Annotated in this window: 18 protein-coding genes; 10 read left to right on the top strand and 8 right to left on the bottom strand. The window is 74.0% G+C overall.

Going from position 1 to position 24,109, the window contains the following annotated elements; all coding sequences use genetic code 11:
- Positions 1 to 12: 12 nt before the first annotated feature.
- On the bottom strand, positions 13 to 3,081 hold the full coding sequence (locus AC067U_RS29150) for a phosphodiester glycosidase family protein (RefSeq protein ID WP_478832774.1): 3,069 nt from the start codon (positions 3,079 to 3,081) through the stop codon (positions 13 to 15).
- A 333-nt stretch (positions 3,082 to 3,414) separates the two neighbouring features.
- Here AC067U_RS29150 and AC067U_RS29145 point away from each other — a divergent pair, with 333 nt between their 5' ends.
- Complete coding sequence (locus AC067U_RS29145) at positions 3,415 to 4,137, top strand: DUF4328 domain-containing protein (RefSeq protein WP_478832773.1); 723 nt, start codon at positions 3,415 to 3,417, stop codon at positions 4,135 to 4,137.
- A gap of 79 nt (positions 4,138 to 4,216) precedes the next feature.
- Here the strand turns inward: AC067U_RS29145 and AC067U_RS29140 are convergent, their stop codons facing one another.
- Positions 4,217 to 6,304 carry a SpoIIE family protein phosphatase gene (locus tag AC067U_RS29140; protein WP_478832772.1) on the bottom strand — a complete coding sequence of 696 codons (2,088 nt, stop codon included), beginning with the start codon at positions 6,302 to 6,304 and terminating at the stop codon, positions 4,217 to 4,219.
- Positions 6,305 to 6,376: 72 nt separating this feature from the next.
- Here AC067U_RS29140 and AC067U_RS29135 point away from each other — a divergent pair, with 72 nt between their 5' ends.
- A complete protein-coding gene (locus AC067U_RS29135) occupies positions 6,377 to 6,841 on the top strand; it encodes an SRPBCC family protein (protein WP_478832771.1) in 465 nt (154 codons plus the stop codon).
- 49 nt (positions 6,842 to 6,890) lie between these two features.
- Here AC067U_RS29135 and AC067U_RS29130 read toward each other — a convergent pair whose 3' ends face one another.
- A complete protein-coding gene (locus AC067U_RS29130) occupies positions 6,891 to 8,369 on the bottom strand; it encodes a DUF6777 domain-containing protein (RefSeq protein WP_478832770.1) in 1,479 nt (492 codons plus the stop codon).
- Positions 8,370 to 8,786: 417 nt separating this feature from the next.
- On the opposite strand from AC067U_RS29130, the gene AC067U_RS29125 reads away from it, so the two are divergent.
- On the top strand, positions 8,787 to 10,148 hold the full coding sequence (locus AC067U_RS29125; RefSeq protein ID WP_478832769.1) for a streptophobe family protein: 1,362 nt from the start codon (positions 8,787 to 8,789) through the stop codon (positions 10,146 to 10,148).
- 481 nt (positions 10,149 to 10,629) lie between these two features.
- On the opposite strand, the gene AC067U_RS29120 is transcribed toward AC067U_RS29125, so the two are convergent.
- Positions 10,630 to 11,001, bottom strand: coding sequence for a hypothetical protein (locus tag AC067U_RS29120; protein ID WP_478832768.1), 372 nt, complete (start codon positions 10,999 to 11,001; stop codon positions 10,630 to 10,632).
- A 502-nt stretch (positions 11,002 to 11,503) separates the two neighbouring features.
- Here AC067U_RS29120 and AC067U_RS29115 point away from each other — a divergent pair.
- Positions 11,504 to 12,414, top strand: a protein-coding gene (locus AC067U_RS29115) for an IS5 family transposase (protein ID WP_478832767.1) whose coding sequence is annotated in 2 segments (ribosomal slippage) — positions 11,504 to 11,864 and positions 11,864 to 12,414 — 912 coding nt in all. Because the reading frame shifts where the segments join, the coding sequence is not laid out codon by codon here.
- Here AC067U_RS29115 and AC067U_RS29110 read toward each other — a convergent pair.
- Genes AC067U_RS29110 through AC067U_RS29100 form a run of 3 tightly spaced genes read right to left on the bottom strand, consistent with a single transcriptional unit; the run spans position 12,411 to position 16,639 of the window.
- Complete coding sequence (locus AC067U_RS29110; protein ID WP_478832766.1) at positions 12,411 to 13,421, bottom strand: serine/threonine-protein kinase; 1,011 nt, start codon at positions 13,419 to 13,421, stop codon at positions 12,411 to 12,413. The genes AC067U_RS29115 and AC067U_RS29110 overlap by 4 nt on opposite strands.
- The gene (locus tag AC067U_RS29105; RefSeq protein WP_478832765.1) at positions 13,421 to 14,161 is read right to left on the bottom strand and encodes an SH3 domain-containing protein; all 741 of its coding nucleotides are present in this window, start codon (positions 14,159 to 14,161) and stop codon (positions 13,421 to 13,423) included. Before AC067U_RS29105 ends, AC067U_RS29110 begins: the two co-directional genes overlap by 1 nt.
- A gap of 6 nt (positions 14,162 to 14,167) precedes the next feature.
- Positions 14,168 to 16,639 (bottom strand): ABC transporter ATP-binding protein/permease, encoded by a 2,472-nt coding sequence (locus tag AC067U_RS29100; RefSeq protein WP_478832764.1) that lies wholly within the window; start codon positions 16,637 to 16,639, stop codon positions 14,168 to 14,170.
- 244 nt (positions 16,640 to 16,883) lie between these two features.
- Here AC067U_RS29100 and AC067U_RS29095 point away from each other — a divergent pair, with 244 nt between their 5' ends.
- The 5 genes from AC067U_RS29095 (at position 16,884) to AC067U_RS29075 (ending at position 22,376) form a co-directional block, all read left to right on the top strand.
- On the top strand, positions 16,884 to 17,912 hold the full coding sequence (locus AC067U_RS29095) for a cation diffusion facilitator family transporter (RefSeq protein ID WP_478832763.1): 1,029 nt from the start codon (positions 16,884 to 16,886) through the stop codon (positions 17,910 to 17,912).
- Positions 17,913 to 17,953: 41 nt separating this feature from the next.
- Positions 17,954 to 18,436 carry an NUDIX hydrolase gene (locus AC067U_RS29090; RefSeq protein WP_478832762.1) on the top strand — a complete coding sequence of 161 codons (483 nt, stop codon included), beginning with the start codon at positions 17,954 to 17,956 and terminating at the stop codon, positions 18,434 to 18,436.
- Between the two features lie 47 nt (positions 18,437 to 18,483).
- Positions 18,484 to 19,743 carry a Tm-1-like ATP-binding domain-containing protein gene (locus tag AC067U_RS29085; protein ID WP_478832761.1) on the top strand — a complete coding sequence of 420 codons (1,260 nt, stop codon included), beginning with the start codon at positions 18,484 to 18,486 and terminating at the stop codon, positions 19,741 to 19,743.
- A gap of 372 nt (positions 19,744 to 20,115) precedes the next feature.
- Positions 20,116 to 21,804, top strand: coding sequence for a serine/threonine-protein kinase (locus tag AC067U_RS29080; RefSeq protein WP_478832760.1), 1,689 nt, complete (start codon positions 20,116 to 20,118; stop codon positions 21,802 to 21,804).
- Positions 21,801 to 22,376, top strand: coding sequence for a hypothetical protein (locus AC067U_RS29075; RefSeq protein WP_478832759.1), 576 nt, complete (start codon positions 21,801 to 21,803; stop codon positions 22,374 to 22,376). Before AC067U_RS29080 ends, AC067U_RS29075 begins: the two co-directional genes overlap by 4 nt.
- Before the next feature lie 97 nt (positions 22,377 to 22,473).
- On the opposite strand, the gene AC067U_RS29070 is transcribed toward AC067U_RS29075, so the two are convergent.
- Complete coding sequence (locus AC067U_RS29070; protein ID WP_478832758.1) at positions 22,474 to 22,815, bottom strand: HopJ type III effector protein; 342 nt, start codon at positions 22,813 to 22,815, stop codon at positions 22,474 to 22,476.
- A gap of 275 nt (positions 22,816 to 23,090) precedes the next feature.
- Here AC067U_RS29070 and AC067U_RS29065 point away from each other — a divergent pair, with 275 nt between their 5' ends.
- Positions 23,091 to 24,059, top strand: coding sequence for a S8 family serine peptidase (locus AC067U_RS29065; protein ID WP_478832757.1), 969 nt, complete (start codon positions 23,091 to 23,093; stop codon positions 24,057 to 24,059).
- Positions 24,060 to 24,109 lie beyond the last annotated feature (50 nt).

Genomic DNA, 24,109 nt, shown 5'->3' with positions numbered 1-24,109 from the left:
GGCCTCCTTCGCTCAACTGCCCGGCGGCGACGGCCGAGACGGTGCGGAGAGCCACGGGCGGCCCGTCGGTGACCTGGTGTCCACGTCGAGCACCGGGTACGCCCGGTGGGTGGTCGCGAGGTACAGGACGCCGTCCGCGCGGGTCGTGGTGGGGGCCGGGGCGTCCAGGGTGATCAGGGCTGCGCTCTTGCCGCTGGTGCGGCGGAACTCGGCGAGCAGTCGCTCCCGGGCCCGTGCCTCCCGGTCGTCCACGTGGTCCGGTCCGGCGTACCGCTGTACGACGGCCAGGGCGCCGGTCTCCGGGTCCCCGGCGGCCTCGGCGATGCCGGCGCGGAGGGCTCCCAGGCGGACGAGGCCGCCGCCGTCCAGGGTCGGGCGGGTGCCGTCCAGTGGGAGGAAGCGGACGCCCCGATGCCGGAAGGAGGCGGTTCCGGGCATCGGGCGGAACGTTTCCGTGGGTGTGTCCGCGGATGCTTCCTTGGGTGCTTCCGCGGGTGCTTCCCTCTGCGTCTCCGCGGGCGTTTCCGCCGGGGGTCGCGCGGCCGGTCCGGCGGCGACCGACCTCGGCGTGCCGCCCCGGCCGACGGGGCCGGACAGCACGAAGTCCACCGGCCCCGCTCCGGCGCGGTCCACCGCCCGCCGGGCTTCGGCGTCGGACATGCCGCCGGGGCACAGGACGAACCGCCAGGGGCGGTGGCGGGCTTCGTCCGCGGCCGCGCCGGCGCCCGCCGGGGCCGCCGTCCCCGGTCCCGTCGGCCGCTTCGGCAGCCAGGCGGGGACCACGCCCTCGCCACGCGGCGGACCGGCGGCCGTGGCGGCTCCCCGGCCGGCCCGGCCGGGCCCGTACCACACGGCGGCGACGGCGGCCGCCAACCCCCGGGGGACGCCCGCCGGGTAGCGGTCGAAGCCGATCCCGACCACCCGCGTCCCGGAGCCGTGCACCGGCCCGGATGCCGGAAGGAAGGTTCCCGCTCCGCCGGTCCGCCCGCCGGCGGCGGGCCACCGCAGAGCACCGGCCCGCGCCCGTCCCGGTCCACCGGCCGGCCCCCGCGGTCCGGAGGCGCCGCCGACGCCTTCAGGCGCCCGCGCCGGATCGCCGGGTGGGGTTCCGGGGGCCGGCGGCTCCGCGTCGCCGAGGTCTGCGGGCTCCGTCCCGCCGGTGTCCCCGGGTTCGGCCTCGGTGTCCGTCGGCTCCGGGTCGCCGCCGACGGCGACGGGAAGCCGGGCCGTGGCTCCGGTTGCCGGGACGGTCGCGCGGAGTTCCGCGGTGCCTTCGGCGGACAGGGCGGTCACGGTGAAGCCGCCGCGGCCGTCGTCGGTGACGCGCCACCGCGAGCGGTCGTACTGCCAGCGGACGTCGCGGGCCTCCACCGGTGCGAGGTTGCCCTCGGCGTCCGAGCCGAGGAGCTGGAAGGACCGCTGCTCGCCCAGGGCGGGCAGGGTGATGCGGTCCTCCGAGGCCTCGACCCGGGCGAGCGGGCCGAGCACCTCCAGCCGGAGCTCGCCGGTACGCGGCGCGCGGGGCGCGTGGGGCCTGCGTCCCGCGCGGCCGGGGTGTTCCGCGCGCCCCGCGTACACCCGTGCGCTGCCGGGGCGGTCGGCGTGGAAGACCCCGTCCCGCCCGGCGCGGCCCGTGCTGCCGGGGGCGGTCCACCAGTCGGGGCGGGCCGCCACGGCGGGCCCGAGCATCTCGTCGTGGGCGGTGGCGGTGAGGGTGCGGGTGAGGCCGGGGAAGACGCGGGTGGTTCCGGCGACCGCCGCCACCCGGTATCCGGCGGGCCTGCCGCTGCCCAGCCGGGTGGTCAGCACCAGGCCGTTGGGGACCGTACGGAGGCTGCCGTCGGACGGGGAGTTCTCCAGGGTGAGGGCCGCCCCGCCGGGGTGCCCGGCGAGCAGGGTGCTGGAGCCGCCGCCGTCGAGGTTGAGTGCGTCACGGGCGCCCCGTTCGCGGAGCAGCCGGCCGAGTGCGGTGAGGGTGATGCCGGGGCTGTCGTGCCGGCGTCCGTCCACGGTGATGATGCGGACCTGCCGCCCGTCCCGGGAGAAGCCGACGGCGGTGCGCGGGGCGGGGGTGTTGTTCCGTGTGCCGTCGTGGTTCTGCGGTACCCCGTCCACGACCAGCCGTTCCCGCCCGCCGACGGCGGCCGTGGGCACCGGCCTTCCGGCCCCGGCGGTGAGCCCCACGCTGATCCGTACGGGGTCCCCGGGGCGGAGCGCGGCCACGTCGGCGGCGGCACTGCCGCGCCCGGCGAGCAGCAGTCCGCCGGGCAGCGGGGCGATGCCGCGTGCGGGCCGGCGGACGGCGGTGACCCGGCCGTTCCAGACTTCGGCCTCGACGTCCGCGCCGGGCGGGAGGGTGGCCCCGATGCCGGTCCACTCCGCGGTGTAGGCGGCGATGCCGTGCGCGGGCGGCCGGGCGGAGTTGTGTCCGACGAGCCGGCGGACGGCACCGCCGGGCAGGGTGACGGTGCCGTCGAGGGCGAGGCGCAGTACGCGGCCGAGCGGGCCGGGGCCGAAGCCGACTGCGGCGCCCGCGCCCCGTGCCGGGGAGTGCAGCAGCCGGCCGGCGGCGATGCCGGGGCCGAGCGGGGCGCCGGTGCGGCGGATGTCGAAGAAGTCCCCGTTCACCGCGGCGACCACGCGCCGGCCGGGGCCGGCCGGGTGGCGGGCGGCGGCCTCCGCGACGGTGCCGTAGGCCCCTCCGCGAGCGGTGGCGAACCCCGGTCCGGATCCGCCGAGGTACTCGACGCCGAGGCCCGGAGCATCGAGGTCGACGACGAGTTCGTCGATGCGGAGCCAGCGGTCGGCCTCCACCCGGTCGTAGGACTCCAGGCGGACCCCGGGGGCGATCCGGCGGACGGTACGGGCGGCGTCGGCGCCCCCTGCTCCGCCCGCTCCCCCGACTCCGCCTGCGCCGCCTTCGGTTCCCGCGCCCCCGGCGGCCCCGGCCGTACCCGCGGCGCCGGCCGCCCCGGTGACCCAAGCCGGTCCGGGGGTCCCCGCGGCCGCCGCGCCGGTGGCGGGCAGGGCGGAGAGCAGCAACGGCAGTGCCACGCCGATGATCGGACGAAGAGTCACCATCCAGGCAGCATCGGCCCGTCGGCACGTGCGCTCGGCGACGACACAGGAGAGCCAACCGGCCAGGGCTTGTTGTTCAGCCATTCGTCGTCAAAAGCGATGAGATGCCTGCGCGGCCGCCACCGAACCGCGCCGACCCGAGCCCATCCGGCCCGGCCCGGCCCACGACGCTGACCCTTGACCGCCGCAATGGTTGTGCGGCGGACCACTTCCTCCTGCTGATCCCCACGGGTAGCGTCCGACCCGTCGCCGTGAAATGGGCGATCCGCGTGCTGCCGCGCGCCCGGTGACCAGTCACCGCTTACCGAACTTCAACCCGTAGGGGGTTCTTCCAGCATGTCCGCCGACGTTTTCGGCCCCCGGTCCTCCGATCCGACCGCGTATCCGGCCCCGGCCCCGCCCGCGACGCGTCCCGTGCAGGGGCTCGCGACCGCCCTCGGCATCCTGTTCTCCCTGGTGGTCGCGCTGCTGGCGGCGGCCGTGGCGGCAGGCGTCTGGGTTCACCTCGCGGCTCACCGGGCGTTCACCGAGGGACCGGCCGCCGGGAAGGACCTCGACGCCGCGGATGGGACGCTGATCGCCGTCGGGGGCGTCCTGGGGGTCCTCTTCCTCGCCACAGGCGTGGTCTTCCTCGTCTGGTTCTACCGGGTCCGGGTGAACGGCGAGGTGTTCCGGCGGGACGGGTTCCGTCGCACGGCGGGGTGGGCCGTCGCGGCCTGGTTCTTCCCGTTCGTGAATCTCGTGATGCCGTACGGGATCGCCAAGGACACCTGGCACGCGAGCACGCAGTACGGCCCCGGGGGCGAGTTCCGGAAGGTGTCCACCGCCCCGGTGACGGCGTGGTGGGTGATGTGGGCGGTCGGCTCGGTCGCCGGCTACATCGCCGACGAGGTCTACGAGGCCGCCGAGACGGCGGAACAGCTGCGCGACGCCGCGCTGCTCGGCGCCGGCGGCAACCTGCTCATGCTGGTGGCGGCGCTCCTGGCGATGCGGTTCGTCCGGCAGCTGACGGCCATGCAGCAGGTCATGTCCGTCCACGGCCCGCACGCCGCCGCCTGAACCGAGCCGCGCGATGCGGGAACCCGGGCGCCCGGGCGGTCGGACGGACCGACGGTCGGACGGACCGACGGTCGGACGATTACGGCTGTCCGCCCGCCGGGCTTCCCGGATCCGGGACGACGAACTCGCACCACACGCACTTGCCGTTGCCGCGCGGTTCCACGCCCCAGTCCCGGGCCAGCCGGTCGACCAGCATCAGGCCGCGTCCCGAGACCGCCCAGTCCCCGGCGTCGCGGCGGCGCGGCAGCGCGCTGGAGCTGTCCTCCACCTCGATCCGGATCCGCCGCTCCGGGGTGAGCCGCAGGCTGACCTGCCCGCCGCCGTCGGTGTGCACCAGGGCGTTGGTGATCAGCTCGTCGGCCGCGAGCACGATCTCGTCGGCCCGCTCCAGGGCGCCCCACGCGGCCGCCGCCGCGCGGATCAGATGGCGGGCGGTGGCCGGGCCGTCCGGGTCGCCGGGGACGAACTGCTGGCGCAGCGGGCCGCTCCCGCGCGGTGCCGGGCTGCCCCTGCGGCGCAGCAGCAGCAGGGCGATGTCGTCCGCCCCGCCGGCGTCACCGACCAGGTCCACCAGCGCGTCCGCGAGACCGTCCACGTCCGCCGGGCCGTCCCGCACCGCCTCCATGAACGCGCGCAAGCCCGTGTCGTGGTCCTCGCCGGGCCGCTCGATCAGCCCGTCCGTGCACATCAGCAGCGTGTCACCCGGGTGGAGCTCCAGGCTGGTGACGGGATACCCGGATCCGCTTCCGCCGGATCCGGGACCGAAACCGAGGTGCTCGCGCGGTGCCAGCCCGAGCGGGAGGCCGCCGGCCACCGCCACCCTGTGGCAGCTGCCGTCGCCGCGCCGGACCACCGGGTCGAGGTGGCCGGCCCGGACCATCTGGACCATGCCGGAGTTGAGGTCCACCTCGGCGTAGGTACAGGTGGCGAAGCGTTCCGTCTCCAGTTCCCGGAGGAAGGCGGAGGCCCGGGCCAGCACCGTGCCCGGGGTGTGCCCCTCGGTGACGTAGGCCCGCAGCACGATCCGCAGCTGCCCCATCACCGCCGCCGCATCGGTGTCGTGGCCCTCCACGTCGCCGATCATCACCCCGACGCGCCCCTCGCCGAGCGGGATCACGTCGTACCAGTCCCCGCCGATGTCCCGGCCCATCCGCGCGGCCTGGTACCGCACGGCGATCCGCGCACCGGGCACCTCCGGGATGCGCCGCGGCAGCATGGCCCGCTGCAGCCCTTCGGCCAGGTCGTGCTCCTGTTCGAAGAGCATGGCCCGCTGCAGGCTCTGCGCGATGCCGCTGCCCAGGGCCACGAGGAGGTTCCGCTCCTCGGCGGAGAAGTCGCCGTCCCGGGTGTAGAGCAGACCCAGCGCGCCGATGGGACGCCCCTGGGCGATCAGCGGCAGGTAGACCCCGCTGCGCACGGAAAGCGGTTCGATGTACGGCCAGAGCAGCGGGTACTGCCGCTGGAACTCCTCCCGGGACCGGATGAAGACCGGCTGCAGGGTGCGTACCGCCTCGCTCATCGGGAAGGCGGCGTCGATCCGGGTGTACTCGATCTCGGGCACGTACGAGCCGAGCTGGCCCTCGGCGACCAGGTGGATCCGGCCGCCGTCGATGACGCCGAGCATCACGCTGACCGCACCCAGATGGCCCAGCGCCTCCGGGTCCTTGAGGACATCGGTCACGTCGTTGACGGTGCGCGCGTGGGCCAGGATCGCCGTCGTACGCTCCACCACCCCGGTCATCCGGCGGCGGCCTTCGCTCTGCCGGCCCTGCGACTGCGGCTCGCGGGGGTCGTGGGCGGCGTCCCGGACGATCCCGATGATCCGGTACGGCCGTCCGGCCGTGTCGCGCAGGATGTGGCCCTGGATGTGGGTCCAGCGGGGAGAGCCGTCCCGGCGGCGGATCCGGAAGTACGCGCCGAAGCGGTCGCGGCCGTCCTTGAGCGCCTGCGACACCAGGGCGTCGATACGGGCCTCCTCGGCGGGCGGGATGCGCAGCCTGAGGCCGACCGGCGTACCGCTGTACTCCTCCGGGCGCAGTTCGTAGACCTCGAGCGCGGTCGGGTCCAGATGCATCTGTCCGCTGTCGAGGTCCCAGTCGAAGGTGCCCATGCGGTTGAGCGCGAGGCTCAGGTCCGGCCGGGCCGGCCAGTCGACCTGGTGGGCCATGCAGCCACTGTCTCACCGATCGGCCCGATCGGCGCCGCGCGCGGGGGTCGGGGCGGCGGGACAATCCGGACCATGGCGAACAGTGAGGTTTCGGTCGAACGGGAGATCGCGGCACCGATGCCGGCGGTCTGGGACGCGCTGACGGATCTCGAGTCGATGCCGCTGGTGGTGAGCGGGGTGGACGCGGTGGAGGTACTCACTCCCGGACCGTTCCGGGTGGGCACCCGGTGGCGGGAGACCCGCCGGATGTTCGGCAAGTCCGCCACCGAGGAGATGCGGGTGACGGTGTGCGACGCGCCGGTGCGCTACGTGACCGAGGCGGAGAACCACGGGATGCACTACTTCTCCGAGTTCCGGCTGACGGCACCTACGCCTGGCCGGACGGCGGTGCGGATGACGTTCTCGGCCCGGCCGCTGCCCGGCGGCAAGCTGCCGCTGCTCGCGCGGCTGCTCGGTGGCCTGGGCTCCAGGGCGGTGGCCAAGGCGATCGCCAAGGACCTGGCGGACGTGGCGGCGTCGGTGGAGCGGATCTCCTGACCGTATCCCTGGCCTGGCCTGCTCTGGTCTGGTCTGGTCTGGTCGGCGGTCAGCGCGGGGTGTTCGGCGTTCCGGAGTCGGTCCGGAACGGACGGAACGAGGACTGGGAGAGGGAGGGGGAGGGGGTGGGCGGCCGGGACGTGGGCCGGAAGGCGGTCGGGGGCACGGTCGGCCGGCGCGTCGTGGAGGTGGCCGGCGGCGGGGTTACGGTGGGCCTGCTCGGCCCTGTCCGCCGGGGCTCGGCGGGAGTGCCGGTCTCCTCGCCCCTGTCCTCCCCCTCCTCCTCTTCGTTCTGCGTGCGCGTGCCGGTCTCCCCGGGGGTGACGGTGCGCGTACGGGAGCCGGTGGGGGTGCCGGTGGGGGTGGGGGTGCGGGTTTCCGTGGCGGTCCCGGGTTTCGCGGGCGTGCCGGTGGGCGTTCCGGTGTCCGTTGCCGTCCCGGTCTCTGGCGCTTCGGACTTCGTCGGCGTACCGGTGTCCGTTGCGCTCCCCGATTTCGTCGGCGTACCGGGCTCGGTCGCGGTCCCGGATTTCGTCGGCGTACCCGTGCCCGTTTCCGTCTCCGTTGGAGTCCCGGATCCGGTTGGCTTCCCGGTCTCCGTCGACGTCCCGGATCCCGTCGGCTTACCCGAGTCCGTCGGGGTACCGGTGCCGGTCGGGGTACCCGTGCCCGTGGGGGTATCCGTGCCCGTGGGGGTACCGGACCCCGTCGGTATGCCCGAGCCGGTGGGTATGCCCGAGCCCGTCGGGGTGCCGGTGACCGGGGGCGGGATCTCGGGGAGTCTGATGACCGGCGGCGGGATCGGCTTGTCCGGTTCCTTGTGGTCACCGGGCGGGCGTTCGAACCAGCGCCCCTCCCTGTGGTCGTAGATCGGGACCGTCTTGACGATCGTGCTGGACGGGGCGATCACCACCACCTGCTGAGGGTGGTAGCCCGGCCAGAGCGGTCCGTACCGCTTGGAGTCGGGCTGCAGGGCCACCGGCTCGCTCAGCGGGTTGCCGCAGGCGCAGCGCACCCGGGGCGTGCCGCGGTTGTCGACCAGGACGGCCGTGCCCGCCTGGAGCACGGCCTGGTAGCTGGTGGCGCGGCCGTCCTGGTAGCCGTGGTTGGTCACCCGGGTGTCGACGCGCAGCTGCACGGGGGTCAGCGAGCGCAGGTAGCCGGGGACGGCGGCCGGCCGGATTCCGAGGGCGGAGGCGAAGGCCGCGTTCTTCTGCGGCTCCGCCGTCAGCAGGGCGATCTGTTTCTCCACGTCGCAGCTGGCCTGGTCCCTCGTTCCGCCGTACAGGCCCGGTTCACCGCCGCTGACCGGCCGGGTGGCCACGATGCCGGTCGCCGGGGCGGTGGGGGTGCTGCCGGTGGCGGGCGGGGGCATCTGGTCGCCGCCGGTGGTGGCGGTGGACTCGGTGAAGGGGTCCTGGCCGGTGGACCCGGCCGGCTGGAGGAAGAGCTCGCCGCCGGTCACCGGTGTCCCGGCCGGCCGGATCAGCACCACGGCCAGCACCGCCGCGGCCGCCAGGACGACCACCGCGGTGATCGCCCGGGGCAGCGACCGCCACCACGGGCGCCCGTTCTCCCCACCGGAACCGGAGCCTCCGTCCCCTCCGGGGCCGCCGGGGCCGCCATGGCCGCCCGTACCGCCGCCGGAGGACCCGCCGGTCCCGCCCGTACCGGCGGGTCCGATGGGCCCGCTGGGGGGTCCCTGGGCGGACGGAGGCGGCGGGGGCGGCGGACCGCCGCCCGAGGACCCGTCTGAGGACCCGCCCGAGAGCGGGCCTGCCGGAGGTCCGGTGGGGCGTTCCGACGGAGGTGTGCCCGAGGGTTGTGTGGTCACGGATGCCCTCCCGAGCGGCCGGCCGACCCCCTGTCGCTGCTGTCACTCCTGCGAACCATTGTGTGCGCCGCTGCGGTGGTGCCCGCAAGCGGAGGATGCCTACCGTGGCACGTGACCCAACCGTTGCGCCCTTCCGCGAAACGCACCTGGGGCGATGCCGCGCTCGCGGTCCTGGCGGGGTTCGCGGCGATGACCGTGCTCGCCGCGGCCGGCCTGGCCTTCGCGGGCGCCGCCGACCTGCCCGGCGGGGCCTATCCGCGGGTGGTGGCCGCGGTGGTGGTGATGGCGGCCGGCGGCTCGGTCGAGGTGTCCGGCGACGCGGGTTTCCTCGCGGGCGCCGAGGCCGTGCTCTCGGTGCTGCCGCTCTCCGTCAGCCTGGCCGGGGCGCTCGCCACCGGCTCCCGGTTTCTGCGGCCGCTGCGCGGCCGGGCCGTCGCGGCGCCGGGGGAACTCCTCCTGCGGGCCGCGCCCCTGGTCGTGCTCTGGCTGGTGGTGCTCACCGGGTTCGCGTTCGCCGCCCGCCACACCTTCGGCATCTCCGTGGGCACCCCGCTGGGCCAGGACGGCGACACCGACGAGGATGAGGGCACCGACGGGTCCACCGACCCGGGCGACCCCGGTGACGCCTCCGACCTGGGCGATCTCGGTGAGCTGGGCGACCTCGGTGACCTCCTCGACACCGCCCCCACCCTCGGGTTCCGGGCCGACGTCCCGCAGACCCTGCTCTTCGGCCTGCTGTGGATCCTCGGCCTGCTGCTGATCACCCTGCTGGTCTCGCGGCGGGCCCCGCTGCCCGCCGGACTGGTCCGGTTCCACGAGGCGGTGCGGCCCGCCGCCTACGCCACCGTCGTGCTGCTCCTCGCGTACGTCGCGATCGGCGTGGTCGTCGGGCTGGTGACCGCGGTGACCCGGGACCGGACGCCCGAGACCCTCGCCGTGATCCTGCTCGGCCTGCCGAACCTGGCCTGGCTCGCGTTCACCGTGGGCTTCGGCGGTGCCTGGGAGGGCCGGGTCGAGGGCCCGTTCGGCCTGCCCATGCCCCCGGCCCTCGACCGTGTGCTGCGCACCCCGGACGGCAGCGTGTCCACGCTCGACGTGCACGCGCTCGCCGAGCACGACGCCCGGGCCTGGTGGCTGGTCGTCCTGGCCGCCGTACTGCTGCTCGGTACGGGCTTCCTGGCCGCCGTACGGTCTTCCGCGCGGGTACGGCCCTGGCAGCACTCGCTGCACCTGGCGGTGGCGCTGGCCCTGGCCGTGCTGACCGTGTGTCTGCTGGGACGGATCGAGGCCCGGTTCGGGCTGTCCCTGCTGGGCCTGGGCGAGACGGACGCCCTCGGCGGCCGGATCGAGCTGCGCGCGGTGCTCTGGCGCACCGTCGGCCTCGCGCTGCTGTGGGGGGCGGTGGCGGGGTTCCTGGGGGCCCTGCTGGCGAAGCCGGTGCAGCGGCGCAGGACGGACCGCACCACGGGGTGAGCTCCTCCGCACGCCCGGCGGCGGCCGCGGCGGGCTGCGGTGCCGGACGCCGCTCGCTGATGGGCCGCGGCGCCGGCGCAGTCGACTCCACGCTCTCGGCTTCGGCCTCATCGCGGTGGTGGCGCCCGTGCTGCACAAGGTTGTGCAGAGTGTCCCGTTCGAGCAGGGTGTCGGCCGGGCGGCGGCTGTCGCCGCTCTGGTATTGGGGGCAACGGCCGGTATCGCCCTGACCTTGGCGGTTCTTGGCGCGGTGGCCTGAGGCGTTGGATCAGCTCGCGGACCAGACGAGGATTCCGGCGATGTGGAGTGCCGCGAGGTAGGTGGTGGCGGTCTTGTCGGATCGGGTGGCGAGGTCGCGCCACTGCTTGATGACGGCCTAGAGCCTGTTTGACAAATGGTCACCTGGCTGGGTTAGCGGAGCCAGAGCATGGGGGGTCATGCCCCAAGTTTAAGGAGCCGCGAGCGATACATCGGCTCTGATTCAGGCCGACCAGATCGTGACCGTCACTCCCAAATTGTAGGAGTACTGGTCCAGCCGGGTACTTGAGTCGACGTGTATCAGGGCGATCATGCCCTTTGTGGTGTAGACGCAGACATTCCTGCCGTCCAGCTTGTTGCTTTCGAGATAATCCACGTACGCGGAGCGGCGCTGGCAGGTTGCGAAGCTGGGGTCCTCGTCCTGGCCTAGGAGCACGAAGTGCGCTCCTCCCACCGCCTGGAGGGTGGTCATCGACACGTCGCTGTTCCACACATGCCAATCGTGCTCGGTGTCGTTCGGCTTTGGACGCAGTGGCGCGCTGCCGACCTTGAACCCGTAGCCATTGGCGAGGTCAAAGCTCTCGGTGCGAAGCACCGTGCCAGGCGGCACAGATGGCGACGCTGGTGGTGTAGTCGGCGGCGGTGAAGACAGTGGTGCAGAGCCGGCTGCCGTCGGGGGTGCAGTGACCGTCGGCTCAGGCTGGGAAGCAGATCCGCCCCCGCCCTTCGAGGGCTGAGGGCTCGCGACACCGAAGACCACCAGCAGCACGCCGGCTACGGCCGCGAGAGCAGACAGCACTGCCGCGATCTCCCCCAGCCTGCCTGGTCGGCGTGGTGCGACCGGCGGTGGGCCTGATGCCTCGGTCGGAGCTTCGGATTCAGACCCCGCCCCTGTGCTCACTGGCCCCCCGTCGAACACCCAACTAGAAGCAGCTACCCAGGCATTCAACAGGGATAGGCATTTGCCACGCCAGAGGGAAACGCGCCCTGTGGCACAGCTGTTGCTCGACAGGTTGCTCTCCCTGGCAGGCAGGTGCCGCCAGCCTGCTTGGGCGGCACCTGCAGAGCGCGCCAAGGCTTGTCCGATAATTGATCTTGTGGCAGGTCGAGGTGAGTTGGCGGATGTGGCGTGGGAGCGGATAGAGCCCTTGTTGCCGCAGGCGGACGGGCGTGGTCGGCCGTGGCGTGATCACCGGCAGGTGGTCAATGGTGTGCTGTGGCGGTTGCGGACCGGGGCTCCGTGGCGTGACCTGCCCGAACGCTATGGGCCGTGGCAGACGGTCTACGAGCGGTTCGCCCGGTGGGAGGCGGACGGCACGTGGGCAAGGCTGTTGGAGCATGTGCAGGTCCGTGACGACGCGGTGGGCCGGGTGGAGTGGACCATCGCCGTCGACTCCACGATCAACCGGGCCCACCAGCACGCCGCCGGCGCACGTAAAAAGGGGTCGCAGACGGGGGTGAAGTGGAAAATTCGGGCCGCTCGCAGACGTGCCAGGCCCTCGGCCGGTCCCGAGGCGGGTTGACCACCAAGGTCCACCTCGCCGTCGACGGCCGGGGCCTGCCCCTGTCCATCGTGCTCACGCCCGGCAACGTCAACGACGCCACCGCGTTCGGCCAGGTCCTGGCCGGGATCCGTGTTCCGCGAGCCGAAGCCGGCCGCCCGCGCACGACACCGGTCCGAGTCCTGGGCGACAAGGCCTACTCCAGCCGGGCGATCCGGCACCTGCTGCGGCGTCGGGGCATCGCCGCAACGATCCCCGAACGCCGCGACCAAGCGGCCAACCGCCGGCGCCGAGGACGCATCGGCGGCCGGCCGCCCGCCTTCGACAAGGAGGTCTACCGCGACCGCAATGTGGTCGAACGATGCTTCGCTCGCCTCAAGCAGTTCCGCGCGATCGCAACCAGGTTCGACAAGCTCGCCGACCGCTACCGCGCCGGAGTGGTCCTGGCCTCACTGATCCTCTGGCTCCGTGAACCAGTCCGTGATCATTTGTCAGACACCGCCTAGTCGCGCCGGAACACCGGCAGTGCCCACTGCGGCGGCTCGGGCGGTGGCGCCGCCGGGCCGGTGTCCGCCGGCGGCAGCGGCTGCGTGCCGCCGGGGTCCGGGCCGGCGTCGGTGTGGCCGGCCCCGGCGCGGCGCAGGGCGGCGGCGAACTCCAGGCAGGTGGCCCAGCGGTCCTCGGGTACCTTCGCCAGCGCCTTGGCCAGTACGTCGTCCAGGGCGGGCGGCAGGCCGGGCCGCCGGGCGCTCACCGGGGGCGGCGGATCGTACAGGTGGGCCCACAGCAGGGCCATGTCGTCGTCGCGTTCGAACGGCGGGCCGCCGGCGAGGGCTTCGAAGACCACGCAGCCCAGGCCGTAGACATCGCAGCGCCCGTCCACCGGTTTGCCGGAGATCTGCTCGGGGGCGACGTAGTCGAGGGTGCCGACGAACTCTCCGACGCTGGTGAACCCGGTGAGGGAGAGCGACTTCTTCGTCAGCCCGAAGTCGGTGAGGTAGACGTGCTCCGGATGGTCGGGGTCGGTGCCCTCCGCGATGAGGATGTTGCCGGGTTTCACGTCACGGTGGACGAGGTCGTGGTCATGGGCGGCGTCCAGCGCGGAGGCGACCTGTCCGGTGATCCGGGTGGCGGTGTCCAGGGGCAGCGGCCCGCTCCGGTCCAGCAGGGTCCGCAGGTCGAGCCCGCGGACGTAGCGCATGGCGATGTAGAGCATGCCGTCGGCCTCGCCCGCCTCGAAGACGGGGACGATGTGCGGGTGGTCGATGGCCGCGGCCACCCGTGACTCGTGGGCGAACCGCTTGCGGAAGGTGTCGTTGCGGGCGAGTTCGGGGGCGAGCAGCTTCAGGGCGACGGTGCGGTCCAGGCGCAGGTCGGTGGCCCGGTAGACCACCGCCATGCCGCCGTGCCCGATTTCGTTCTCCACCCGGTAGCCGGCGAACTGCTTGCCCTGGAGGCCGGAGGGGCGGCCGTCGACGAAGGGAGAGCTGTCATCACCGGGCCGGGCCGGCATCAGCGTCCTCCGTCGGGCGGGCGCGGGTGGTCGACCCGGGTGGGTGCGTGGTCCGGGGTCTCCGTACCGGGTCCGCCGGGCGGTGCGGCGTCCTCCCGCGGTACGTCGACCTGTGTGGGCGGCCCGTAACCGGAGTCCGCGGCGGGCGCAGCGGAGGCCGCGGACGCGGGAGCCGCCGAGCCCGCGGCTCCGCCGGGGGCTGCGGCGGCCCCCGGTCCGGTCCGCTCCGGTCCGCCGGCGACGGCGTAGGTGGCCAGCGCGGTCCCGTCGCCGTACATCCAGCGCCCGGAGGACTCGTCGTACAGCCAGACCTGTTCGCCGTCCAGGACGATGCCGGCGCGCAGGCCGCGGGTGGCGGTCCGGAAGGCGTCGGGGTCGGTGTGGCCCGCCGCGTGGTCCTCGGCCGCCCGGCGGTAGCGGTCCAGGGAGTCGGCGGAGCGGGCGAGGAGCGGGCGGACGTCATCGGAGCGTTCGAGGGGGCGTCCGCCGGTGGGGGGCGGCTGCGGGACGGTCACCAGGAGCCGGCCGTCGACCCAGGCGGTCCAGCCGTTGGCGCACTGGACCTCGCCCCACGCGCCGCGCCGGGAGAGCAGCCGGACGGGCAGGAAGGCGTCCAGGGGCATGGTGGGGCGGGAGGCGTCCGGCGCCTCCCAGGCGGGCAGTCCCTCCCGCGGGACCACGTGGGTGGGGTGGAAGTCGGGGAGCGCGGAGAATTCGGGACCGGCATCGGGACTGGTCATGGGCGGCTACTTCCGCATGATGGCGGGTTCCTGGCGGCGCAGCAGGCGGCTCACCAGGACCCAGCACACCGCCGACAGCACGACCAGCACACCCATGTTGGTCAGCCAGACGTCGGCGTCGTGGGCGAAGAGAGGGTCCTTGGTGTAGGGGCGGGGCACGATCGCGCCGAGCTGGATGGTGCCGGCCATGGAGGCGAAGGCCCACCGGGCGGGCACGAGCCAGGCGATCTGCTCCAGCACGATGGCTCCTTCGAGGTCCAGTACGGCTCCGCAGAACACGACCTGGACGATGGTGAGGAGGACCAGCAGCGGCATCGTGACCTCCTCCTTGCGGACCAGCGCCGAGATCACCAGGCCCAGCATCATCGCGGAGAAGGACAGCAGCGCGACGGAGAGGGTGATCTCGATCAGCGGTGGCATCAGCACCCCCTGGCCGCGCGGGGCGTTGAGGTCCACTCCGGCCAGTCCCACCACCGTGAGGAGCACGGCCTGGGCGACGGTGATCGCGCCGAGGACGACCACCTTGGAGGTCAGATAGGCGGATCTGGACAGTCCTACGGCCCGTTCCCGCTGGTAGATGACGCGTTCCTTGACCAGTTCACGGACCGCGTTGGCGGCGCCGGTGAGCACTCCGCCGACGCACAGGATGAGCAGGGCGTTCGTGGCGGTGTCGGGGGTGAGTTCGGAGCCGGCCAGGGCGCGCACCATCGCGCCCATCACGAACGGCAGCCCGACCATGATGGCGAGGAAGGTGCGGTCGGCGCTCAGCGCGGCGGCGTAGCGGCGGACCAGGGTGGAGAGCTGGGCACCCCAGCTCCGGGCCGGGGGCGGCGGCGGGGCCGTCCGGCCCTCGGCGGCGGGGCGTTCCGCGGACAGCAGGGGCTGCCGGGCGAGGCCCGCGACGTACTGGTCGTGGAAGGCGGACGCGCGGTACTCCGCCGCCCAGTCGCGGTCGGTGCGGGCCTCGAACGCCTCGAAGGCCTCCGGCCACTGGTCGTAGCCGAAGAAGCCGAGGGCCTGGTCCGGCGGGCCGTAGTAGGCGGTCCTGCCGCCCGGGGCCAGGACCAGCAGCCGGTCGCAGACGTCCAGGCTGAGCACGCTGTGGGTGACGACGATGACCGTGCGGCCGTCGTCGGCGAGGCCGCGCAGCATGTGCATCACGGACCGGTCCATGCCGGGGTCGAGGCCGGAGGTGGGTTCGTCGAGGAACAGCAGGGAGGGTTTGGTGAGGAGCTCCATGGCGACGGAGACGCGTTTGCGCTGGCCGCCGGAGAGGCTGTGGATCGCCAGGTCGGCACGCTGTTCCAGGCCGAGCTCGCGGATCACCTCGTCGACCCGGGCCTGGCGTTCGGCCTTCACGGTGTCCTCGGGGAAGCGGAGCTCGGCGGCGTAGGACAGGGCGCGGCGGACGGTGAGCTGGGCGTGCAGGATGTCGTCCTGGGGCACCAGTCCGATGCGGCTGCGCAGTTCGGCGTAGTCGTGGTAGAGGTCGCGGCCGTCGTAGAGGACGGTGCCCTGGTCGGCGGGGCGGAGGCCGGTGAGCGCGCCGAGCAGGGTGGACTTGCCGGCGCCGCTGGGGCCGACGATGCCGAGCAGGCACTTGGCGCCGACCGGGAGGGAGACGTGGTCCAGGAGGACCCGGCGGCCGCCGTCCACGCTGACGGTGAGGTCCTGGACGTCGAGGGAGACCTCGCCGGTGTCCACGTATTCCTGGAGCTGGTCGCCGACCAGGCAGAAGGAGTGGTGGCCGATGCCGATGATGTCGCCCTGGGCGACGGCGGCCCGGTCGATCCGGGTGCCGTTGAGGTAGGTGCCGTTGTGGCTGCCGAGGTCGGCGATCTCGTACGTGCCGTCGGCGAGGGCGCGGAACTCGGCGTGCCGGCGGGAGATCACCAGGTCTTCGAGGACCAGGTCGTTCTCGGAGGAGCGGCCGATGCGCACGGCCGTCCGGGCGGGGACCGGCCGGACGGTGGTCGGCTCGCGGAAGGTGGCGGTCAGCGAGGGGTTGGCCACGCCGGTCGGGCCGGCGGCACCCGCGGGGGCGGGCCCCGCGAAGCCGGGAGCGGCGGCACGGGGCGGAGCGGCCGGGGACTCCGGGGTGGACGATGCGGGTGGGGCGGGGGCGGCGGGTGGGGCCGACCACGCCGGTGCTTCCTGGGCACGGCCGACCAGGACGGCGCGCGGGCCGTCGTACACGCTGCCGAACCGCAGCTCGGTACCGGGGCCGACGCCCCACTCGCGGACCCGGTGGCCGTCCGCCCAGGTCCCGTTGGTGCTCCCCTCGTCCTCCAGGGTCCAGTGGTCCCCGTCGGTATGGAGGTTGGCGTGGTGCCAGGAGACCCGGGCGTCGTCGAGGAAGACGTCGCTCAGCGGGTCCCGGCCTACGTGGTACACGCGGCCCGGATTCATCACGGTGGAGCCCGTGTCGGTCTCCAGGACGAGCTCGGGCGCGGTCGGCACACTCGGGCGCTGGACCATGAGCAGATTTTCCCACGATCCTTCCGTCGGGGCATAACCGCAGGTCAGAGCACGCTTATGGGTAATGACAACGGTCCCCGTTGCAGCCTTTGCCGATCTCGCGAAGGTGAGGTTCACTTCACGCGTCAGGACACGGACGACAGCCGACGGACGACAGCCGACGAACGACGAACGGCGGTCGGCGGTCGGCGGTCGGCGGACACGGGCACCCCGGGCGCGGCCCGGCGGACACGCGGGGGAAGAGATGGCTGGACACGATCACGACCACGGTCACTCGCACGACGGCGACGGCGGGCACGGGGGCCACGGGGGCCACAGCCATGGCGTGGCCGCCGACGCGGACCGCCGCTGGCTCGCCTTCGCGCTCTCCCTCATCTGCGCCTTCATGGCCGCCGAGGTGGTCGTCGGCATCGTGGCCGACTCGCTGGCCCTGATCTCCGACGCCGCCCACATGCTGACCGACGCCGTGTCCATCGTGCTGGCGCTGATCGCGATGCGGCTGGCGGCCCGGCCCGCCCGGGGCGGATTCACCTACGGGCTCAAGCGCGCCGAGATATTGTCCGCGCAGGCCAACGGGCTCACCCTGCTGCTGCTCGCGGTCTGGCTCGCCTACGAGGCGGTGCGGCGGCTGCTCGATCCGCCGGAGGTGGCGGGCGGGCTGGTCCTGGTCACCGCCCTGGCCGGGATCGTGGTCAACGTGCTCGCGGCCTGGTGCATCTCCAGGGCGAACCGCACCTCGCTCAACGTCGAGGGCGCCTACCAGCACATCCTCAACGACCTGTACGCGTTCATCGGCACCGCCGTGGCCGGCCTGATCGTACTGACCACCGGCTTCGTCCAGGCCGACGCGATCGCCACGCTGGTCGTGGTGGTGCTGATGGTGAAGGCGGGCTACGGGCTGGTCCGCGAGTCCGGGCGGATCTTCCTGGAGGCGGCCCCCGCACACGTGGACCCCGACGCGGTCGGCGACCGCCTCGTGGCGCACGGCCCGGTCACCGAGGTGCACGACCTGCACATCTGGACGATCACCTCGGGCGAGGCGGCGCTGTCCGCGCACGTGCTGGTGGAACCCGCCGGTGACTGCCACGCGGTCCGCCGCGACCTGGAGAAGCTGCTCGGCGCCGAGTACGGCATCAGCCACACCACCCTCCAGGTGGACCACGCCCAGGAGGCTCTGCTCAGCGTAGGCCGTCCGGGTGAGCCGGATCCGGCCGACCCGCACTGCTCGGCCCCGCACGGCCCGGTGCACCGCGAGGGCCCGCACGACCACTGAAAGGTGGCCTGGAAGGCCTCCGCCCGGGGAAGGCTCGGCCCATGACGCGGAAGTACAGTGCCGGGCTGCTGCTGTTCCGGCGCACGGGTCCGGCCGGCGGCGGCGCGGTGGAGGTCCTGCTCGGCCACATGGGCGGGCCGTTCTGGGCCCGTCGGGAGGCCAGGGCCTGGGCGATCCCCAAGGGTGAGTACGAGCCGTACGACGAGGAGCCGCAGGAGGCGGCCCGTCGCGAGTTCCGGGAGGAGCTGGGCCTGCCGCCGCCGGAGGGCCCGTACCTGCCGCTGGGCGAGGTGCTGCAGACGAACGGCAAGCTGGTGACGGTCTGGGCGGTGGAGGCGGACCTCGACCCGGAGCACGTGCGCCCCGGCACCTTCACCCTGGAGTGGCCGCAGGGCTCGGGCCGGTACCAGGAGTTCCCCGAGCTGGACCGGGTGGCCTGGTTCCGTCCCGAGGCCGCCCGGGAGCTGATCATCGCGGCCCAGGCGCCGTTCCTGGAAAGGCTGGCGGGGCTGCTGGCCGAATGATCCCCGGCGGGCTTGTCAGCCGTGCCGTCCGCCTGGACATTGCTCATATGACGAACGTCGTGCTGGTGGGATGTCTGGACACCAAAGGTCTGGAGTACGGCTGGTTGCGCGAGCGGCTCGAGCGCGCCGGCGTCGATGTCCTGATGGTCGACACGGGAGTGATGGGTGAGCCACGGGTGCCCGCGGAGGTCCCGCGCGGGGCGGTCGCGCGGGCGGCGGGAACGGAACTGTCGGAACTGAGGGCGGCCGCCGACCGCGGCGCCGCCGTCACCGCGATGGCGCGCGGCGCGGAGGCCGTCCTCTTACGCCTGCACGCCGAGGGCCGGCTGCACGCGGTGCTCGCGATCGGAGGCAGCGGCGGCACGTCCATCGCCACCCGGGCGATGCGCGCACTGCCCCTCGGCGTGCCGAAGCTGATGGTGTCCTCGATGGCCTCCGGGGACGTGTCCCTGTACGTCGGCTCCTCGGACATCACCATGATGTACAGCGTGGTGGACATCGCGGGCATCAACAGCGTCTCCGCTCCGGTGCTGGCGAACGCGGCGGACGCGGCCGCGGGCATGGCGAAGGGGTTCGCCGAGGCCTCCCGGGAGGTCAGGCCGGGGCAGCTGGGCTCGGGCGGGCGGCCGCTGGTCGCGGCCAGCATGGCCGGGGTGACCACGGAGGGGGTGGACGCGGCCCGGGAGCGGCTGACCGAACTCGGCTACGAGGTCCTGGTGTTCCACGTCAGCGGGACGGGCGGACGCACCCTGGAGTCCCTGGCCGGGCAGGGGGTGTTCGCGGGGGTCCTCGACCTGACGCTCAGCGAGCTCGCGGACGAGCTGTGCGGGGGCATCCTGACGGCCGGTCCGGACCGGCTGACCGCGGCCGGACGGGCCGGGATCCCGCAGGTGGTGAGCCTGGGGGCACTGGACATGGTCAAGTTCGGGCCGCCGGAGACGCTGCCCGAGCGGGCCCGGTACCGCAGGGTGCGGGTGCACAACCCGTCCATCACGGTGATCCGCACCACCGCGGAGGAATGCGCCGACCTCGGGCGGCTGGTGGCGGACAAGCTGCGGGGGGCGACCGGGCCGACGGAGGTGTGCGTACCGCTGCGCGGGCTGTCCACACTGGGCGCGCCGGAGGGCCCGTACCACGATCCGTCCGCGGACCGGGCCCTGTTCACGGCTCTGCGCGAGGGCCTGCGGGGCAGCGGCACCGAGGTGTTCGACTACGACACGCACATCAACGACCCGGCTTTCGGCCGAGCCGCGGCAGACCGGCTGCACACCCTGATCACCAACCGCGCCACCCGCGCGGCAGCCTGACGCCACGCCGCCGACGTGGGCAGGCGTGCCGCCCCACCGCCGCGTGTGCGGGCGTGCCGCCGCAGGGGGGGGCCAAGCCTTCCGGCCCCGCCCGACCGGGCCTGACCCGCCGGAGGCGAACCGGGGGCGGAAGCGGTGTTGCGCGTGCGGCGCGGGGCCGGTGCCGTGTGCCCACCTCCCCCAGACTCCGTCCGGGGGACCCCCATCGCCCTGCGGCACGCCTGCCCACACGGCGGCGGGGGCACGCCCCCGTCAACCACAAGGTTGGGAACCGGCCGTGGCGGAAACCGTGTCCTCAGTGACGGCCGGCACACGGTCGGCAGCCACGGTCGGCAGACCACTCGCAAGGACACCCAGGGGGGCGGCGCACCGATGAACGCATGGACGGTCCCCGGTTACACCGAGACCCGGGAACTGGGCTCGGGCGGCAGCGGCCGCGTGGTCCTGGCGCTGCACACGGCCACGGGCACGCCGGTCGCGGTGAAGTACCTCAGCGACCGGTTCCGCCGCGATCCCGCCTTCGTCGCGGAGTTCCGGGCGGAGGCCCGACTGCTCGGCGGGCTGCGCTCGCCTTACGTGGTGGGCCTGTACGAGTACGTGGAGGCGCCCGACGGAGCCGCCATCGTGATGGAGCTCGTGGACGGCCTCGCCCTGCGCGCCCTGCTCGCGCAGGAGGCCGCGGCCGGCGGCCGGCTGGACGCCGAGGCGGCGCTGACGGTCCTCAAGGGGTCCCTCCTCGGGCTGGCCGCCGCGCACCGGGCCGGGGTCGTGCACCGGGACTACAAGCCGGAGAACGTCCTGGTCGCGGCGGACGGCACGTCGAAGCTGGTGGACTTCGGCATCGCCGCGGGCCGCGGCACCACCCCCGGCGTGGCGGGCACCCCCTCCTACATGGCGCCCGAGCAGTGGCAGGGCCGGCCGGCCTCCCCGGCCGCCGACGTGTACGCGGCGACGGCCGTCTTCTTCGAGTGCCTGACCGGGCACAAGCCGTACACGGGGGCGAACTTCGCGGAACTGGCCCTGCAGCACGTCGAGGCCCCGGTTCCCGCCGACGCGGCACCGGAGCCGGTGCGGCCGCTGATCCGGCGGGGCCTGGCCAAGCGCCCGGAGCAACGGCCGGAGAACGCCGAGGCGTTCGTGGCCGAACTGGAGGGCGTCGCCCGGGCCGCGTACGGGCCGGACTGGGAGGAGCGCGGGCAGCGGAAGCTCGCAGCGCTGGCCGCGCTGCTGCCGCTGCTGTTCCCCTCCGCGGGGGTGCCGGCCGTGGGCACCACCGCGCTGGCCGACACCTCACTGGGCCCGGGCCCCGGTTCCGGGTGGGCGCCGGGGCGGCGCGGCTGGCTCGCCGCGGGCGCGGCCCTGGTGGTGGGGGCGCTGCTGGTCTTCGCGGACGCCGCCGCGGGCGGACAGACGGGCGGTGCGGAGGCGCTGAGCTCTTTCGCCACGACGAGCCCGGCCGCCCCGGAGCCGGGCTCCCCGGCCCCTGCTCCGCCGTCGTCCCCTTCGCCGACCGCCTCCCCGAGCCACTCCCCGACGAGCACGCCCCCACCCACACCCGGCGCCCCCACGACGGCCCCGCCATCGACGCCGCCGGCGCCGCCCACGACGTCGACGACGCCGACCCACTGGCCGACCACCAGGCCCAGTCCGGCTCCGACGGTCACCGATCCGCGCCACACACCCACCACCGGCCCGACCACGAAGCCGCCCACCACTCCCCCGCCGTCCCCCACGCCCCCGGCGGTGGTGGGGGCGGTGTCCGTGACCGGTTTCCGGCAGACCGGTCCGACCACCGGACAGGCCACGGTGTCCGTGGAGGCCAAGGGATCACCGGTGACGGTGGTACTGGAGTGGTTCACCAGCGACGAGAAGGGCGTCCTGGGCACCCGGGAAGGCACCGACACCCTCCCCTACGAGCAGGGCGGCGCGGCCCCCTCGGTGCGGAGCCACACCTTCACCGGCCGGGGCTGCTACTGGGCCGTGCGGGCCACGACCAGGCCGGCGGCGGGCAACGGCTCCTCGTACCAGCAGGTCTTCATCAGGCGGTGCACGATCTCATGAGCGACGACGACTACAGCGCCACCGTCCTGGGCAGCCAGTGGTTCTCCGGCCCGGCGCCGGCGCCGGACGCGCGCCCCGACCGGGTGGAGGGCTCGGTACTGCGGTTCGGCCCCGGCGTGACCGCGCACGCGACCCTGCGGTTCCCGGTGGGGGAGGCGTACGCGGCACCGCGGGTCCGGCGCCGCGGGCTGCGCCGGTACGCGCTCGCCGCCGCCGTCCTGGCCGCCGTACTGCTCTACCTCGGCTGGCAGCGGTACGGGCCGGCGGTCGAGGTGCGCGAGCTCGCCGTCAGCACCGACCCCAAGGGCCCGGCGTGCGATTCGGCCGCCGAGGTCACCGCCGTGGTGCGCACCGACGGCCGCCCCGGAACGATCCGCTACCGCTGGGTGCGCAGCGACGGCACCCGCTCCGCCCCGCTGACCGAACGCGTCACCAGCGGCCAGACGGAGGCCCGGCTGCACCTGCTGTGGACCTTCCGGGGCCGCGGCACCCTCCCCGCCCGAGCCGAGGTCCACCTCCTGGAACCGCAACCCCGCACGGCCGCCGCCGAATTCACCTACCACTGCGCCTAGGGTCTGTCCGGGCGCGGGCAGCTCGTCGGACGCGCTCGCCGTGGCCCGGGGCGCGCCGGGAAGGCCGGACCCACCCCGCTGACGGTGCCGTCGCCGTTCAGCTCTTGCGGGTCAGCGGCTGCTCCGCGAAGCTCACCTCTGCCAGGCCGTGGGCCATGAGGTTGCGGATGTTGCCGTGATCGGTGTCGTTCGGCGTCGCGAGCACACTGCGATAGTGCTCACCGAATGCCAGCAGCGCTTCCTGGTCGCTCAGCCCTTCCAGCAGGGCCAGTCCCAGCGTCTTGCAGGAACCCTCGTTCTCGCCTGCGGCATTTTCCAGTTCCCCGTTGCGGAACGCCTGCGGCCGGTACTCGTAGTGCGCGGCGACGAAGGCCAGGGTGTCGGCGAACTCGTGCTCACCCGACGCAAGGCTTGCCCGCAGCGAGTTCAGATCGGTCATGTCGTTTCCCTCGGGTTGAACAGACGATCCGATTGCCGTCCGTGACCGGACGACAATACCCCCCTGGGGTGAGGTGCTCCCCCACCGGGTGCGGTGGCTCGGCGGCTGCGGGCGCGCGGATGCCGCCCATCGGGCGTGCGGGTGTGGGCCTTTCGGGGGAGCCTCGCCGGAGCCCGGGCTTCCCGGGCGCATCCGCGGGCGGCCGTGCGCTTTCCTCCTGTGTGCATCCGGACGGTCCGGGGCGCGGCCGGTGACGGGAACGGGAGTCAGGCGTGATGTTCGGACAATGGGGCAAGCGGCTGCCGCGGAAGCTGGCCGCCGCGACGGTGGTGTGGGCCGGGGTGCTGGCCGGGACGTCGGCCGGGCCGGTGGCAGCGGAACCCGCGGGCGGGCAGCAGGCCATGGGCCACTACGTGGTGGTCCTGCGGGACTCCGCCCGGGCCCGGCTCGACTCGGTCGTCGAGGACCACCGCCGCCGCTACCAGGGCGAGCCGGGCTTCCGCTACCGGCACGCCTTCACCGGCTACTCCACGATGATCCCGCAGTCCCAGTTGGCGCGGCTGCGGGCGGATCCCCGCGTACTGATGGTGGGCGAGGACCGGTTGGTCCGGGCCGATGCCCAGGTCCTGCCCTCCGGAGTCGACCGGATCGAAGCGGACCAGGGCAGCACGCGGGCCGGTGACGGCAGCGGCTCGGTGGATGCCGGCGTTGCGATCCTCGACACGGGCATCGACATGACCCACCCCGACCTCAACGTGGCCGGCGGGTTCTCCTGCATGGGGCGGCCCGGAAACCCGCAGGACGACAACGGGCACGGCACGCACGTCGCCGGCACGGTCGGGGCCGAGGACAACGACGCGGACGTCGTGGGGACGGCGCCCGGTGCCCGCCTGTACACGGACGACCGGTTCGCGGCGTTCTCCAACTTCACCGCCATCGGGTCGGCGGACGCCGCCCACACCATCGCCGCTCCGGGGGTGTGCATCCTGTCCACCCGGTTCACCCGGGGTTCCGGCGGCACCACCACGGTCCTGTCGGGCACCTCGATGTCCTCGCCGCACGTCGCCGGTGTGGCCGCCCTGTGCCTCACCGGGCCCTGTGCCGGCATGACCCCTGCTCAGGTCATCGCCCGGCTCCGCGCGGACGCCGCGGACCGGCCGGTCTCGTACGGGTTCACCGGTGACCCCAACTCCCCCGTCGGCAACCGGTTCTACGGACACCTCGTGCACGCCGGCACCTACTGATCGGGCGATTCGGGCCCGGGGCCGGACGACCGGCCCCGGTGCCCTTCGGC

The organism is Streptomyces sp. NPDC043853 (assembly GCF_056436025.1).
The sequence above is the reverse complement of the archived record's forward strand: the minus strand, read 5'-3'. Positions and strand labels throughout refer to the sequence as shown.